At 71.4% G+C, this 15299-nt stretch carries 11 protein-coding genes; 8 read left to right on the top strand and 3 right to left on the bottom strand.

Translation table 11 applies throughout. The annotated features are described in order from the left end of the window. Nucleotides 1-279: 279 nt before the first annotated feature. Nucleotides 280-1017 carry an alpha/beta hydrolase gene (locus DKL51_RS17755; RefSeq protein ID WP_109942948.1) on the bottom strand — a complete coding sequence of 246 codons (738 nt, stop codon included), beginning with the start codon at nucleotides 1015-1017 and terminating at the stop codon, nucleotides 280-282. A gap of 88 nt (nucleotides 1018-1105) precedes the next feature. Here DKL51_RS17755 and DKL51_RS17750 point away from each other — a divergent pair, with 88 nt between their 5' ends. Further along, nucleotides 1106-1483 (top strand): ArsC/Spx/MgsR family protein, encoded by a 378-nt coding sequence (locus DKL51_RS17750; protein WP_109942957.1) that lies wholly within the window; start codon nucleotides 1106-1108, stop codon nucleotides 1481-1483. A 16-nt stretch (nucleotides 1484-1499) separates the two neighbouring features. On the opposite strand, the gene DKL51_RS17745 is transcribed toward DKL51_RS17750, so the two are convergent. Further along, entirely contained in the window at nucleotides 1500-1679 is a 180-nt protein-coding gene (locus DKL51_RS17745; protein ID WP_185734835.1) for a hypothetical protein, read from the bottom strand. 57 nt (nucleotides 1680-1736) lie between these two features. Here DKL51_RS17745 and DKL51_RS17740 point away from each other — a divergent pair, with 57 nt between their 5' ends. The 5 genes from DKL51_RS17740 to DKL51_RS34995 all read left to right on the top strand — a co-directional run bounded on the left by DKL51_RS17740 (nucleotide 1737) and on the right by DKL51_RS34995 (nucleotide 10464). Beyond that, the gene (locus DKL51_RS17740; RefSeq protein ID WP_109942958.1) at nucleotides 1737-2396 is read left to right on the top strand and encodes a hypothetical protein; all 660 of its coding nucleotides are present in this window, start codon (nucleotides 1737-1739) and stop codon (nucleotides 2394-2396) included. A 40-nt stretch (nucleotides 2397-2436) separates the two neighbouring features. Further along, complete coding sequence (locus DKL51_RS17735) at nucleotides 2437-2826, top strand: DUF6841 family protein (protein ID WP_109942950.1); 390 nt, start codon at nucleotides 2437-2439, stop codon at nucleotides 2824-2826. A 263-nt stretch (nucleotides 2827-3089) separates the two neighbouring features. Beyond that, entirely contained in the window at nucleotides 3090-3758 is a 669-nt protein-coding gene (locus DKL51_RS17730; RefSeq protein ID WP_123809665.1) for a cellulose binding domain-containing protein, read from the top strand. A 235-nt stretch (nucleotides 3759-3993) separates the two neighbouring features. Next, a complete protein-coding gene (gene pulA / locus DKL51_RS17725; RefSeq protein ID WP_109965062.1) occupies nucleotides 3994-9489 on the top strand; it encodes a pullulanase-type alpha-1,6-glucosidase in 5496 nt (1831 codons plus the stop codon). 195 nt (nucleotides 9490-9684) lie between these two features. Continuing rightward, complete coding sequence (locus DKL51_RS34995) at nucleotides 9685-10464, top strand: hypothetical protein (RefSeq protein ID WP_165824327.1); 780 nt, start codon at nucleotides 9685-9687, stop codon at nucleotides 10462-10464. A gap of 264 nt (nucleotides 10465-10728) precedes the next feature. On the opposite strand, the gene DKL51_RS17710 is transcribed toward DKL51_RS34995, so the two are convergent. Beyond that, the gene (locus DKL51_RS17710) at nucleotides 10729-12204 is read right to left on the bottom strand and encodes an aminopeptidase P family protein (RefSeq protein ID WP_109942954.1); all 1476 of its coding nucleotides are present in this window, start codon (nucleotides 12202-12204) and stop codon (nucleotides 10729-10731) included. Between the two features lie 112 nt (nucleotides 12205-12316). Here DKL51_RS17710 and asnB point away from each other — a divergent pair, with 112 nt between their 5' ends. After that, nucleotides 12317-14278 carry an asparagine synthase (glutamine-hydrolyzing) gene (gene asnB / locus DKL51_RS17705; RefSeq protein ID WP_109942955.1) on the top strand — a complete coding sequence of 654 codons (1962 nt, stop codon included), beginning with the start codon at nucleotides 12317-12319 and terminating at the stop codon, nucleotides 14276-14278. 100 nt (nucleotides 14279-14378) lie between these two features. Beyond that, the coding region (locus DKL51_RS17700) for a carbohydrate kinase family protein (protein ID WP_148097812.1) at nucleotides 14379-15299 on the top strand (921 nt) is incomplete at its 3' end.

The raw sequence follows: 15299 nt of genomic DNA, 5'->3' as shown, positions 1-15299 counted from the left end.
TAGGCATTCCGCCGGGCGGGGGCCCGTCGTGGCGCGGGGGAGCGCCGGTGGGTATGCCATGTTCAACGACCCGGGGGTGGGCATGATTCCGCCGCACGGGTGGCCCCGCCCACGGGACACCCACCCCCAGGACCGGACACCGCACGCACCGGGACCGGACATTCGACGCACCAAGGCGACGGCCCGCCCGGCCCGCGCCATCCGCAATTTCACGGAGACAGTGGCCTCCCGGCGCACCGAGGCCACCGTCTCCGTGATCTTGGCGGGGCTCCCGCGGGGTCAGGAGCGCGAGCGGTCGGCGCTCAGCATCGTCAGGACGGCGTCGCGGGCGGTTCGGACGGCGTCGCGGGACTGCTCGGTGTGGTCCAACATGTCGAAGCCGTGCCGGCCGTCCGGTACGTCCACCAAGCGCACCGGCGTCCCCCGACGCGTCGCTACGGCCATGAACGCGTCCGTAGCCGCCACGACCTCCGGGCGGTCCCGGCCGGCCCGGGTCAGCACCAGGGGCGGGATGTCGGCGGCGGCGTCGAGCGCGTCGACCGGTCGGAACCGGGCGTCGACCACCCAACCGGGCAGGGGAGCGAGCAGCGGATACGTCGCCGCCAGGCCGCACAACCACGACGGCGGGTCCCGCAGCCAGTCCCCGAGCAGCAGGCCGGAGCCGGAGAAGAACCAGAGGACCAGCCGGTCCGGGTCCACCCGGGGATCGGCGCGGACCTGCTCCACCGCCGCCCTGAGCTGTTCCGCCGCCACCGGCAGATCGGCCGGCGTCTCGACGGGGAGGCTGGGCAGCGCCGCCACCACCCCCTGCTCGGCGAGGAACGCCCCGTAGCCGCGGTAGATCGGCCACTCCCGCGGGTCCCCGACGCCTGGCGGGAGCGGAACCCCGTGCACCACGACGACCGCCGGGTGGGATCCGGCCCGCGACGGCAGGTGGAGATCCACGGCGCCGCGCCGCTCGACCGGCGCCGCCGGTGGGGAGAGAACAAACTGTGTCTGTAGGATACTGTTTTGCATGTCGTCATCGTAAGCCGTGGTTGGGGGTTCAGCTACCCCGTCGGCCGTCCTTCATGGACGTTCCGGCCGGTCTGCCACCATGTCGGTCATGGAGATGTGGAACAACCCGTCCTGCTCGAAGTGCGCCGCCGCCCGGGCGACGCTGGAGGAGGCGCGGGTGCCGTACCGGCTGCGGGCGTACCTGACCGAGCCGCCGAGCGCCGCCGAGCTGACCGAGGTGCTGCGCCGGCTCGACGCCCGGGCCTGGGACATCTGCCGCGCCGGGGAGCCGGCCGCGGTCGAGCTCGGCATGGCCGACTGGCCCCGGGACGACGCCGACGAACCCCGCTGGGTCGCGGCGATGGTGGCTCACCCGGAGCTGATCCAGCGCCCCATCCTGCTGCTGGACGACGGTGGCGCGCTGGTCGGCCGTACCGCCGAAGCGCTCGACGAGGCGGTGCGCCGGACGGCCCCGGACGGAGGCTGACCGGCGCGGCGTCGGGTCAGGCCGGGTCGTCGGCGGGCGTGCTGCCCCCGGCGGCCTGCGCGTGCCGCTCGCGCAAGCGGTCCCGGATCTCCTCCGGGGTGTACGCCCGGCGCCGCCGCTCCGCCCGCGCGATGACCACCCCGGACGCCGCGACGCCGGCGAGGCCGGCCAGTCCGAGCAGCTTCCACCACCGCATCCGTTGCCGCATCGGCCTAGGGTAGTCGTTCATGAGCGAGTGCAGCGGGACGACGGCATGAGCATCAGCCTGGACGAGGCGGTGGAGCTGACCCGGACCGGTGACGTGTGGGTGTTCCGGGGCCGCAGCGTGCCGGACCGGGCCATCCAGTTCACCACCAACAGTCCGGTCAACCACGTGGGCATGGCGGTGGTGCTGGACGACATGCCGCCGCTGATGTGGCACGCCGAGCTGGGCCGCTCGCTGCCGGACATGTGGACCGGGACCCACCAGCGCGGCGTGCAGCTGCACGACCTGCGGGACGCGGTCTGCGTCTGGGCCAATCGGTACGGCCAGCGCGGCTGGTTGCGCCAGCTCGAACCGCCGGCCGACGCCGGCATGGAGGAGGCGGTGCTGCGGACCGTCGCCCGGCTCGACGGCACGCCGTTCCCGTCCACCGCGCAGCTCGCCTGGCGCTGGGTGCGCGGTCGGGCCCCGAACGTGCGGCGCCCCGCGTTGTCCGGGAGGGACGGTGGCGTGCCGGTGCCCGATCGGGCGCTGGAGACGGCGTACTGCGCCGAGGTGGTGGCGGTGACCTACGAGGCGATGGGGCTGCTGCCCGCCGGCCGCCGTCCCAACTGGTACGACCCCGGTCGGTTCTGGAGCGGGGACGACCTCCACCTTGCCGGCGGTGCCCAGCTCGGTGCCGAGATAGAGGTGCGGATCCCGCCGCGTTGAGCAGGTTTGCCGCGCCTCTCCGCTGGAGATTGAGACGCGCGTGAAGGCTTCCACGGATCTCGACACGCTGACGGACTTCTTCGACCGGTACGGCGTGGCGCTGACCGCCGGCGACGTGCCCGCCATCGCCGGCTGCTACGCCCTCCCCGGGCTGGTCGTGGCCGACACGTACAGCTTCTCGTTCACCTCGCCGGCCGCGGTGGCGCTCTCCTTCGTCGGCGCGGCACCCGACTACCAGGAGCGCGAACTTGTCGCGGCGAACGCGCAGATCGAGGACGTACAGCAGGTCTCCGCCCTGCTCAGCGAGGTTGCGGTGCGGTGGGAGTTCCTGGACAGCCAGGGGCAGGCGGTGCCGGGCGAGCGCTATCGCTACCTGCTGCGGGCCACCGACGACGGCCCCGCGATCTGCACCGTGATCCGTACGGCCTGACCGCCGGCGGGTCAGCGGTGCGACGCCGCGAGCCCGGACTCGTCACCCTCGGTCCATCGGAGCGTTGCGGCGAGAGAGCTGCGCCGCACCCTTCGGTCGGTGGACTGAGCGTGGGCACGGTCGGCAGTAGACCGGAAGCCGCGCATGCCGACCATCCGTTTTCCAGGTCCCGCCAACCGGACGGTTCGATCATGGTGGGCCTGCTGCAAGTATTTGACCGGGGTCGTTACGCTGGCGCGTCGGCTGCAACAAGGGGGGACCAGATGAGTGTGGGGGATGACGACCAGCCGGTGAGCGGGTCAGCACCGAAAGTGGTGACCTCCGTACCGTGGGTCGTGGTGTTGCTCGGCACCGGTCTGCTGACCGCCCTGGTGCTCTTCACCCTGCTCTCCATCCGCGGCCCGGAGCGCCAGGCGGCCCCACCGCCGGCACCGCCGATGTACCTGCCCACCATCGCGGCCACGACGGCTTCCCCCACGCCGAGCGACGCCCCGCTGGTCGCCGTCGACACGACCGCTTCCCCGACGCCGTCGAGCAGCGAGAGCCCGTCGCCAAAGGCCAGCTCGCCCCGGCCCTCGACCTCGGCCGCCGGAGCGGCGGCCCCGCGTACCGGCACGGTCGCCGCGCGATACCAGGTCACCCGCAGTGAGCGGGACTTCTTCGACGCCCGGCTGACCGTCACCAACGGCTCGGCGCGGAGCCAGGACTGGCGGGTCGAGTTGCTCTTCACCGGCAACGTCAAGAGCATCCAGGCGTCCTCCGCCTCCGGGGTGTCCGTCAGCAATCAGGGCGGCGGCGTGTTCGTGCTGCGCAGCACCAGCCCGCTCGCCTCCGGCGGGACCGCCACGGTGCAGATGCGGTTCAGCCGTACCGGCACCGGCGACCAGCCGGGCCAGTGCACCGTCAACGGTGCCGCCTGCTCCATCGGCTGACCCCGGCGTCCTGCCAGGACGGTCACGGACCGGGCACCCTTCCGGGACTTCCCTCGGGCCGCTCGCCGGCGCGCGCCGGCGGCGGTAATCACTCTCGGCGACCATTGGGCTGCCCGGTGGCGACGGTGTGTTTCGCAAGCCGACTGCTTTGTTGCGACGCGGTTTGCAAGGTATTGCAGAATGTTTCGGCAAGAAGTAGCGTGCGGGCGAATCAGCGACCAGAGGAAGGCCGTCGATGAAACCCCCGCCGATATCTCGCAAGGCGCTGCTCGCCTTGGTCACCACCCTCACCCTCGCCCTCGTCGGCGTGCCGGTCGCGGTTCACCAGCTGGGCGCCGACGCCACCGACAGCTCCGGCACCGACCTCCTCGCGGCCGCCGGCGCGGCGCAGTGGCAGCAGGAGCCGTCCGCGGACGCCCTGCTCAAGGCCGGCAACACCGCCGCCAAGGCCGAGCAGTTCTACTTCGTCCTGCCGGACCGCTTCGCCAACGGCGACAAGCGCAACGACACCGGCGGCCTCACCGGCGACCGGCTCAGCACCGGCCTGGACCCCAAGGACAAGGGCTTCTACCACGGCGGTGACCTCAAGGGCGTCATCGACCAGCTCGACTACATCCAGGGCCTGGGCACCACCGCCATCTGGATGGCCCCGATCTTCAAGAACCGGCCCGTGCAGGGCACCGGCGCGGACGTGTCCGCCGGTTACCACGGTTACTGGATCACCGACTTCACCCAGGTCGACCCGCACTTCGGCACCAACGAGGAGCTGAAGAAGCTGGTCTCGCTCGCCCACCAGCGGGGCATCAAGGTCTACCTCGACATCATCGTCAACCACACCGCCGACGTCATCAAGTACGCCGAGAACAAGTACGGCTACGTCGACAAGAAGACGGCGCCGTACAAGGATGCCGAGGGGCGGGCGTTCGAGGACCGCAACTACGCAGACGGCACCCGGGACTTCCCCGACGTCAACGAGAAGTCCTTCCCGTACACGCCGACGTTCGCCAACGCCGCCGACGCCAAGGTGAAGGTCCCGGCGTGGCTGAACGACCCGACCATGTACCACAACCGCGGTGACTCGACGTTCTCCGGCGAGAACAGCGAGTACGGTGACTTCTTCGGCCTGGACGACCTCTGGACCGAGCGTCCCGAGGTGGTCCGCGGGATGACCGACATCTACGGCGAGTGGATCGGCCGGGCCGGCGTCGACGGCTTCCGCCTGGACACCGTCAAGCACGCCAACCTCGACTTCTGGCCGCAGTTCACCCGCGGCATCGCCAAGGCCGCCGAGCAGGCCGGCAAGAAGGACTTCTTCATGTTCGGCGAGGTCTACAGCGCCGACCAGGAGATCGAGTCGACGTACGTGCGGCGCGGCGGACTGCCGGCCACCCTGGACTTCTCCTTCCAGGAGGCCGCGCGCGGCTACACCGCCGCCGACGGCTCCGCCAAGACGCTCGCCGACGTGTACGCCCGCGACGACCTCTACGCCGCCCGGGACACCGACGCCAACCGGCTCACCACCTTCCTCGGCAACCACGACATGGGCCGGATCGGTTCGTTCATCGCCGCCACCGGTGGGGACGACGCCGCCCAGCTGCGCCGCGACCAGCTTGCCCACCAGCTGATGTTCCTCACCCGGGGTCAGCCCGTCGTCTACTCCGGTGACGAGCAGGGCTTCACCGGCCCCGGCGGGGACAAAGACGCCCGGCAGGACATGTTCGCCAGCCAGGTGCCGGACTACCTCGACGACGACCTGATCGGCACCACCCGTACCCACGCCAGCGACCAGTACGACAAGAACCACCCGCTGTACCGCACGATCGCCGAGCTGGGCCAGCTCCGGCAGGCGCACCCGGCCCTGCGGGACGGCATCCAGGTCACCCGGTACGCCGCCGACGGCCCCGGCGTCTTCGCCTTCTCCCGGATCCTGCCGACCGACCGCACCGAGTACGTCGTCGCGGTCAACAACGCCGCGACCGAGCAGACTGTCTCCGTGGACACCTGGTCGGCCGGTGCCACCTTCACCGGCATCTACGGCGGCTCGGCGGCCTCGACCGCGGGCGCCGACGGCAAGCTGAGCGTCACCGTACCGGCGATGTCCGCAATGGTGTTCCAGGCCGACCGCGCGATCCCGCAGGCCGACGCCGCGCCGGGCATCACCATCACCGAGCCCGGTGACGCCCCGGTCGCCACCAAGGCCGCCGTCACCGCGCAGGTCACCGGCGACCCGCTGGCCACCGTCACCTTCGCCGCCCGGGTCCCCGGCGGCAAGTGGACCCTGCTGGGCAGCGCCCACAAGGCCAGGTACACCGTCTACCACGACCTCACCGGCCTGGCCGGTGGGACCAAGGTCGAGTACAAGGCCGTCGTCCGCGACGGCAAGGGCCGGATCGCCAGCACCCGCTCCATTGGCATCGTCGGCACCCCGGCACAGAGCGCCTCCCGCGACTGGGCCGTGGTGCACTACCAGCGGCCGGCCGGCGGGTACGACGACTGGGGCCTCTACACCTGGGGCGACATCGACCCGGCGTACCAGACCGACTGGCCGAAAGGGCAGCCGTTCGCCGGTGAGGACTCCTACGGCCGGTTCGCCTGGGTCAAGCTGAAGCCCGGTGCCAAGTCCGTCGGGTTCCTCGTGGTCGACAAGAACGGAAACAAGGACGTCGCCAACGACCGCACGATCGACGTGACCCAGACCGGCGAGGTCTGGGTCAAGCAGGGCGACGCCGCGCTCTACCCCACCCGGCAGGCCGCCACCGGCGAGCCGGACCCGGCGGTCGACCAGAGCACCGCGGTCATTCACTGGCGGAAGGCCGACAACAACTACGACGGCTGGGGCCTGCACCTGTGGGACGGCGCCGCCAACCCGACCGACTGGGGCAGCCCGCTCAAGCCGGAGAAGATCGACTCCTTCGGTGCGGTCTTCCGGGTGCCCCTCGCGGCCGGTGCCACCGGGCTGAGCTACATCATCCACAACGGCGACACCAAGGATCAGCCCGAGGACCAGCGGCTGGACTTCGCCACCGCCGGACACGAGATCTGGCTGCTCGCCGGCGTCAAGGGCCGGCTGCTGCCGTCGACCTCCTCCGGCGTCGCCAAGGACCTCGACATCAGCAAGCAGAAGGCGCAGTGGATCGACCGCTCCACCGTCGCCTGGCAGACCGGGCCGACCGACGGCAAGCAGTACGCCCTGGTGGCCGCCCCGACCGGTGGCCTCGGCATCGCCGACGGTGAGCTGACCGGGACGTACACCACGCTGCCGCTGCGGGCGCAGCGCAACGGGCTCACCGAGGCCCAGCGGCAGGCGTACCCGCACCTGTGGTCGTACCGGGCCTTCACCCTCGACCCGGCCGACCTGGGCAAGGTGCCCGCGGCGCTGCGCGGCCAGCTCGTGGTCACCGAGCGCGACGCCGAGGGCAAGCTCCTCGGCGCGACCGGGGTGCAGATCCCCGGCGTGCTCGACGACCTCTACCAGGCGGCCACCGAGGTGAAGCTCGGCCCGACCTTCGCCGACAAGGTACCCACCCTGGCGGTCTGGGCGCCCACCGCCCGCAAGGTCGCGCTGCAGCTCTTCGACTCGCCCACGGCCGAGCCGCGGTCGGTGTCGATGAGCCGCAACGACAGCACCGGCGTCTGGTCGGTACGCGGCACGAAGGGCTGGACCGGCAAGTACTACCGGTACCAGGTCGAGGCCTGGCAGCCGGCGGCGCAGAAGGTGGTCACCGCCTCGGTGACCGACCCCTACTCGCTGGCCCTCGCGCCGGACTCGACGCACAGCCAGGTCGTCGACCTCAGCGACCCGGCGCTGGCGCCGGCCGGCTGGGCGAGTCTGCGCAAGCCGGCGGCCGTGCCGTCGTCGAAGGCGCAGATCCAGGAGCTGTCGGTCCGCGACTTCTCCGTCGCCGATGCCACCGTTCCGGCCGAGCGGCGGGGCACCTACCTCGCCTTCACCGACCCGAACACCGCCGGCATGAAGCACCTCAAGGCGCTCGGTGACGCCGGGGTCAACTACCTGCACCTGCTGCCGGCGTTCGACTTCGCCACCATCCCCGAGCGCCGGGCCGACCAGCAGCAGCCCGCCTGCGACCTGGCCGCGCTGCCGCCGGACTCCGACGAGCAGCAGAAGTGCGTGATGGCCGTGGCCGACTCCGACGGCTACAACTGGGGGTACGACCCGCTGCACTACACCGTGCCGGAGGGCGGCTACGCCGTCGACCCGGCCGGGGCGAAGCGGACCACCGAGTTCCGGCAGATGGTCGCCGGGGTCAACAACGCCGGCCTGCGAGTGGTGATGGACGTCGTCTACAACCACACCTCGGCCGCCGGCACCGACCCGAAGTCGGTACTGGACCAGGTGGTGCCGGGCTACTACCACCGGTTGCTGGACGACGGCAGCGTCGCCACCTCGACCTGCTGCGCCAACACCGCCCCCGAGCACGCCATGATGGGCAAGCTGGTGGTGGACTCCGTGGTCACCTGGGCCAAGGCGTACAAGGTGGACGGCTTCCGGTTCGACCTGATGGGTCACCACCCGAAGGCGAACATCCTGGCCGTACGGGCCGCGCTGAACAAGCTCACCGTGGACAAGGACGGCGTGGACGGGAAGAAGATCCTGCTCTACGGCGAGGGCTGGAACTTCGGCGAGATCGCCAACGACGCCCGCTTCGTGCAGGCCACCCAGGCCAACATGGCCGGCACCGGGGTGGGCACGTTCAACGACCGGCTCCGCGACGCGGTGCGCGGCGGCGGCCCGTTCGACGGCAACCCGCGGATCCAGGGCTTCGCGTCGGGCCTGTACACCGACCCGAACGGCGACGACGTCAACGGTTCGACGGCCGAGCAGAAGGCCCGGCTGCTGCACCAGCAGGACCTGATCAAGGTCGGTCTGGCCGGCAACCTCCGCGGCTACCGGTTCACCGACTCGTCGGGCAAGGAGGTCACCGGCGCGCAGGTCGACTACAACGGCGCGCCGGCCGGCTACACCGCCGCGCCGGGCGAGGCGGTCACGTACGTCGACGCGCACGACAACGAGATCCTGTACGACGCGCTGGCGTACAAGCTGCCGCAGGGCACCTCGGCGGAGGATCGGGCCCGGATGCAGGTACTCGCCCTCAGCACGGTGGTGATGGGGCAGGGGACCGGCTTCGTGACGGCCGGCTCCGAGCGGCTGCGTTCCAAGTCGCTGGACCGCAACTCGTTCAACTCCGGCGACTGGTTCAACCAGATCCGCTGGGACTGCACCCAGGGCAACGCCTTCGGCGCCGGGCTCCCGCCGGCGCAGGACAACCAGAGCAAGTGGTCGTACGCGAAGCCGCTGCTGGCCGACGAGAAGCTGGTGCCGGACTGCGCGGCGATCAACCTGGCCGACGCCCGGTATGCCGAGCTGCTGAAGATCCGCCAGTCGTCGCCGGTCTTCGGGCTGGCCACGGCCGACCAGGTGCAGCAGCGCGTGGCCTTCCCGCTCTCCGGTGAGCAGGAGACGCCGGGCGTGCTGACCATGACGCTGGACGCCCGCGGGCTGGACGGGAAGTGGAAGTCGGTGACCGTCGTCTTCAACGCCACCCCAAAGGCGGCGGAGCAGACGGTGACCGGGCTGCGCGGCGCGAACGTGGCGCTGCACCCGGTGCTGGCGAACTCGGCCGACTCGGTGCTGCGCACGGCCACGTTCGACGCGGCGAGCGGCACGTTCACCGTGCCGGCCCGCAGCGTGGCGGTCTTCGTCCAGAAGTAGAACGGCGCAACGGGCCGACCCTCTGCCACCTCGGTGGCAGGGGGTCGGCTCCTTGCTGTCCGGCTGTCCGCGGTGCGGTGGTTCAGTGCTCGCAGCCGGGGACGTTGACGCAGTCCTTGGGGTCGTTGTTGATGACGAAGGACTGGCGTCGAGGGTGACCGTGCCGGGCGGGACGTTGACGATGCCGCCGGCGACGTGGTGGTCCTTGCCGGTGATGTGGGCCTTGTTCTCGGTGACCGAGGTGTTGGTCAGGGTGACGGTGCCCTTGTTGTTGAAGATGCCGCCGCCGTTGCGCCCGGCGTGGTTGTCATCGACCGCGGTGTTCTCGGCCTCGACGTGGCTGAAGTTGGCGATCGCGCCGCCGTTGCCGGAAGCGCTGTTGCGGGTGAACGTGGTCTCCTTGAGCACGGCGTGGCCGCCCCGTTCGACCAGCAGCCCACCGCCGTCCGCCCGGTGGTCGTGCGGGTGCTTGGACGGAGGTGCGGACTGCACCGTCGACGCCGGCTCCCCGTCCTCGTGCTTCCGCTTCGACTCGGTGGCGGTGCCGCTCTTGACGATGAGGTCCTTCAGGGTGAGATCGCCGTCCTTGGCGACGCGGAAGATCCGGAACGCGTCCTTCGAGTCCCGCTCGATCGTCGAGCCGTCACCCTCGATGGTGATGTCCTGCTTGATGGTCGGCAGGCCCGTGCCGGACTTCTTGTCGAACCTGTCCAGTTCGTAGGTGCAGTCCTTGGCCAGCTTGAGCGTGCCACCCGCGTTCCGGTTGGCGAGGTCGAGGGCCTTGACCAGCTCCTTCTCGTCACACGGCACCTCCTGAACCTCCCCCCCTCCGCGCCGCCCCTGGCCTTGCCGTCCGGGCGCGCCTGGTCCTGGGCGTTCTGGTCGCCGCTCGGGGCGCCGTCGCGGGTGATCTGCTGGGTGGTGGACCGCTTCAGGTCGGTCCGGTGGGTGCCGTTGCCCCCGGTGGTCGCGTAGGCGACCCCCGCGAGGCTCACCGCTCCCGTCAGGCCTACGACCCCGGTCGCGAGCCAGAGCCGTCCAAACGGGCAGGAGGCGGTCGGAACCTCTCGGTATCCCCGAGAGCGGTCAACCAGGACGGCTCCGGGCGCGAGTCCAAAGCCCGCGCACCGGCGGAGGGCTTCACCAGGGCAAACGGCGGTGGGCCCCGCCGCCGGGTCGCTGACGAGGAACGTCGCGGACACCGGCGGCGGGGCCCGCCGCGTGGGTCGTACTCGGGAATCAGCCGGGCAGCCGGGGCCCGGCCTCGCGCTGCTCGGCCAGCCACGTCTCCACCTCGTCGGAGCCGCGGGGCAGCCCGGCCGAGAGGTTCACCGCGCCGGTCGCGGTCACCAGGATGTCGTCCTCGATCCGGACGCCGATGCCGCGCAGCTCCTCGGGGACCAGCTCGTCCTCCGGCTGGAAGTACAGGCCCGGCTCGACGGTGAGCACGTACCCCTCGCCGAGCGGCCCGTCCCGGTACGTCTCCTTGCGGGCGTTGGCGCAGTCGTGGACGTCGATGCCGAGCATGTGGCTGGTGCCGTGCAGGGTCCACCGGCGGTAGACGGTGGAGGCCGGGTCCATCGCCTCGTCCACGCTCACCGGCAGCAGCCCGAGGTCCTTGAGCGCCTCGGCGAGCACCCGCATGGCGGTCAGGTGCACGTCCCGGAACGCCACGCCCGGCTTGATGACATCGATGCCGGCCTGCTGGGCGGCGTGGACGGCGTCGTACACCTGGCGCTGCAGCGGGGTGAACCGGCCGTTGACCGGCAGCACCCGGGTCACGTCGGCGGTGTACAGGTTGCGGTTCTCCACGCCCATGTCCATCAGCAGCAGCTCGCCGGGACGGGTGGCGCCGTTGTTGTGCACCCAGTGCAGGATCGTCGCGTGCTCGCCGGCCCCGACGATCGAGTTGTAACCGACCTCGTTGCCGTCGTGCCGGGCCCGCAGCGCGAAGATCCCCTCCAGCAGCCGCTCCGAGACGCCGCGGTCGGCGGGCAGCGCCCGGGCGACGTCCTCGAAGCCACGCACGGTCGCGTCGCAGGCCTCTTGGAGCTGGGCGATCTCCCACTCGTCCTTGACCAGCTTCAGCTCCGAGATGGCGATCGCCAGCTCCCGGTCGCGGGCCGGCTGGCCCTCGGCGCGGGCGCCGTCGTACGGGCGGACGGCCGCGTCCACCCGGGGGTCGAAGCCGCGCAGCACCCGGGTACGACCCGGGGCCAGGTCGGCCAGCGCCGCGTCGAGCTCGGCCAGGTCCGCGGTCGGCAGGCCCAGCTCGGTCGACTTCTCGTGCAGCGTGTGGCGCCGGCCCACCCAGAGCTCGCCGTGGCGGCTGCGGAAAAACTCGTCGGTCTTGCGGGACGACCGCGGCCGCATGTAGAGCGTGGCGTCGCCGTTGGGCCGGAGCACCAGCACGCCGTCCGGGTCGTGGTCGCCGGTCAGGTACGCGAAGTCGCTGCCCGGCCGGAACGGGTGGTCGGTGTCGTTGGCGCGTACCTTCTCACCGCCGGTGGGGATCACCAGCGTCTCGCCGGGGAAGGCCGCGGAGAGCGCGGCCCGCCGCTTGGCGTAGTTGGGCACCTCCGGCCGCGGGCCCACCGGCAGCTCGGTGTCCCGCCAGCCCTGCCGCATGAACGTCAGGAACGCCTCCGGGAAGTCCGGGTCGTGTGACTCGGTGCCGTCCGCCGGCTTGCCCTGCTGCGCCCGCTCCTCGGCCATGATCCGCCCTCCTCGAGCCTCGTCGCTGGTCCAGACGGTATCGCGCGGAGCGCGACGGGGAGACCCTGCGGTGCCGCGACGCCCGCTGCGGCCGCGTGGAAAGATGATGACCATGTGCGGACTCCTGGCCTTCTTCAGCGCGCGCGGCGACGCCGCCGCCCACCGCGACCACATCGCCGGAGCACTGGAGTGCCTGCACCACCGCGGCCCGGACGAGACCGGGGTCGAGGTGGTCGGCGACGCCACCGGCCGGTACGCGGACGGAGTGTTCGCGCACAAGCGTCTGGCGATCATCGACGTGGCGCTCAGCCACGAGCCGCTGCCCTACGCGGACGGGCGCTACCTGCTCACCTTCAACGGCGAGATCTACAACTACATCGAGCTGCGCGAGGAGCTGATTCGGGACTTCGGCGCCCAGTTCGCCACGAACGGCGACGGCGAGGTGATCGTCGCCGGCTACCACTACTGGGGCGAGCAGGTGCTCACCCGGCTGCGTGGCATGTTCGCCTTCGTCATCTGGGACCGGCAGGAACGGCGGGCCTTCGGCGCCCGGGACTACTTCGGCATCAAGCCGCTGCACTACCTGGAGACCGCCGACGGGCTCTACCTCGCCTCCGAGAAGAAGGCGCTGCTGCCGTTCGCCCAGTCGGCGTACCAGGGTGACGCGGGGATCGACACGGCCAACCTGAGCCACTACCTGACCCTGCAGTACGTCCCCGAGCCCGGCACGCTGCACAAGGGGATCAACCGGATCGGGTCGGGGGAGTACCTGACCTGGACGCCCGGCGGCCGGATCGAGGTGCACCGCTGGTACCGGCCGGTCTTCCGGCCGACCCCGGTCTCCGACGAGCAGAAGCTCTACCACCAGATCCGGGAGACGCTGCGGGAGAGCGTCCGGATGCACATGCGCTCGGACGTACCGGTCGGCTCGTTCCTCTCCAGCGGCATCGACTCCACCGCGGTGGTCGCCCTGGCCCGGGAGTTCAACCCGAACATCCTCACCTTCACCGTCGGGTACGACGTGCCCGGCTACTCCGAGATCGACGTGGCCCAGGACTCGGCCCGGCACCTCGACGTGACCACCATCCCGACCAAGATCGGGCCGCAGGACATGATCGACGCGCTGCCGAAGATCGTCTGGCACCTGGACGACCCGGTGGCCGACCCGGCGCTGGTCCCGCTCTACTTCGTCGCCAAGAAGGCCGCCGAGCACGTCACCGTGGTCCTCTCCGGCGAGGGCGCGGACGAGTTCTTCGGCGGGTACACCATCTACCGGGAGCCACTCTCGCTCGGCACCGTCAACGGCCTGCCAGGCGGCGTGCAGAAGGGGCTGCGGGCCGTCTCCAAGGCGATCCCGCAGGGGGTCAAGGGCAAGAGCTTCCTGGAGCGCGGCACCACCCCGATCGAGCAGCGGTACTACGGCAACGCCCGGATGTTCACCGAGGAGGAGAAGCAGCACCTGCTGCGCCGCTACGACCCCTCGGTGCGCTACACCGACGTCACCGCGCCGATCTACGCCGAGTGCACCGAGCTCGACGACGTCACCAAGATGCAGTACGTCGACCTCTACACCTGGCTGCGCGGCGACATCCTGGTCAAGGCCGACCGGATCTCGATGGCGCACTCGCTGGAGGTCCGGGTGCCCTTCCTCGACCGCGAGGTCTTCGACGTGGCGGCCACCATCCCGGTGGACCTCAAGCTTCCGCCGCGCTCCGACGCCACCAAGTACGCGATGCGCCAGGCGCTGCAGGGCGTGGTGCCGCCGGCCATCGTCAACCGGAAGAAGCTGGGCTTCCCGACCCCGACCCGGGTCTGGCTGCGCGGCGAGATGTACGAGTGGGCCCGGCACGTGCTGGCCACCTCGGGCGCCGGTGACCTGATCGACCTGCCGTACGCGATGCGGCTGCTCGAGGAGCACAAGCGGGAGGAGGCCGACCACTCCCGCAAGGTGTGGACGGTGCTGATCTTCTGCATCTGGCACGCCATCTTCGTGGCGAAGACCCTCGACCCGGGCATCCAGCGCAACCAGTCCGCCCTGCTCACCAAGCCGGTTGTCGGCAGCATGGTCCGCTGACCGGACTTCCCTCGGGCGGGTCCTTTCCGGGGGCCGTGCGCCGGCTCCCGTGGTAGGTCAGGATCGGGGGTACGGCGGCGGACGACGGAAGGGATCCACGATGGGGTACGCGGTGGTGCTCGGTGAGGCGCTGGTCGACCTGCTCGACGCCGAGTACGACGGGCAACCCGTCTACCGGCAGGCCATCGGTGGCGGCCCGCTCAACGTGGCCGTGGCGGTGGCCCGGCTCGGCGGTGACGTCCAGTTCGTCGGGTCACTCGGCGACGACGCGCTCGGCGACCGGATCCGCGCCTTCCTGACCGAGGCCGGCGTGGGGGTGGCCGGCGCGGTGACCGTACCGGCGCCGACCGCGCTGGCGGTGGCGACCTTCGCCGGCCCGGAACCGGACTTCCGCTTCTACGGCGAGCCGCGGTCGTACGCCCTGCTCACCGCCGACGACCTGGACGTGGCGCTGGTCGAGGGCGCCGACGTGCTCTACTGCGGGTCGATCGTGCTGCTCGAACCGCCGGTGCTGGCCGCCGCCCGGCGGGCCTGGCAGATCGCCGGTGCGCTGCGGGTGTTCGACCCGAACGTCCGGCCCCGGCTGCTGGACGGTCCCGGGGCGCTGGCCGAACTCCGCGAGGTGGTGGCCGAGTTCGCGGCCAGCGCCCACCTGGTCAAGCTGAGCACCGCAGACGCCAAGCTGCTCTACCCGCAGGAGCCGGTCGAGGGGGTCGCCGCGTACCTGCGCGAACTGGGCGCGGGGACGGTGGTGGTCACCCTCGGCCCGGACGGCGCGCTGGTCGCCGCCGGGGCCGACCTGGTACGCATCCCGGCGCCCAGGATCCGGGCGGTGGACGCCACCGGCGCCGGCGACTCGGTGATGGGCGCCCTCATCGCGGACCTCCTGGTTGACGGCGAGCCGACGGACCCGTTCGGCTGGCAGCAGCGGGTGGCTTTCGCGCTCCGGGTGGCCGGCCTCGTCTGCGAGTCCCCCGGCGGCGCCACTGCCATGCCCACCCGCCCCGCCGTCACCACCCGC

Source organism: Micromonospora globispora (assembly GCF_003857015.1).
In the GTDB taxonomy this organism is placed as follows: domain Bacteria; phylum Actinomycetota; class Actinomycetes; order Mycobacteriales; family Micromonosporaceae; genus Micromonospora; species Micromonospora globispora.
Note: the sequence above shows the minus strand (reverse complement) of the source record. Positions and strands in the feature narration are given on the sequence as shown.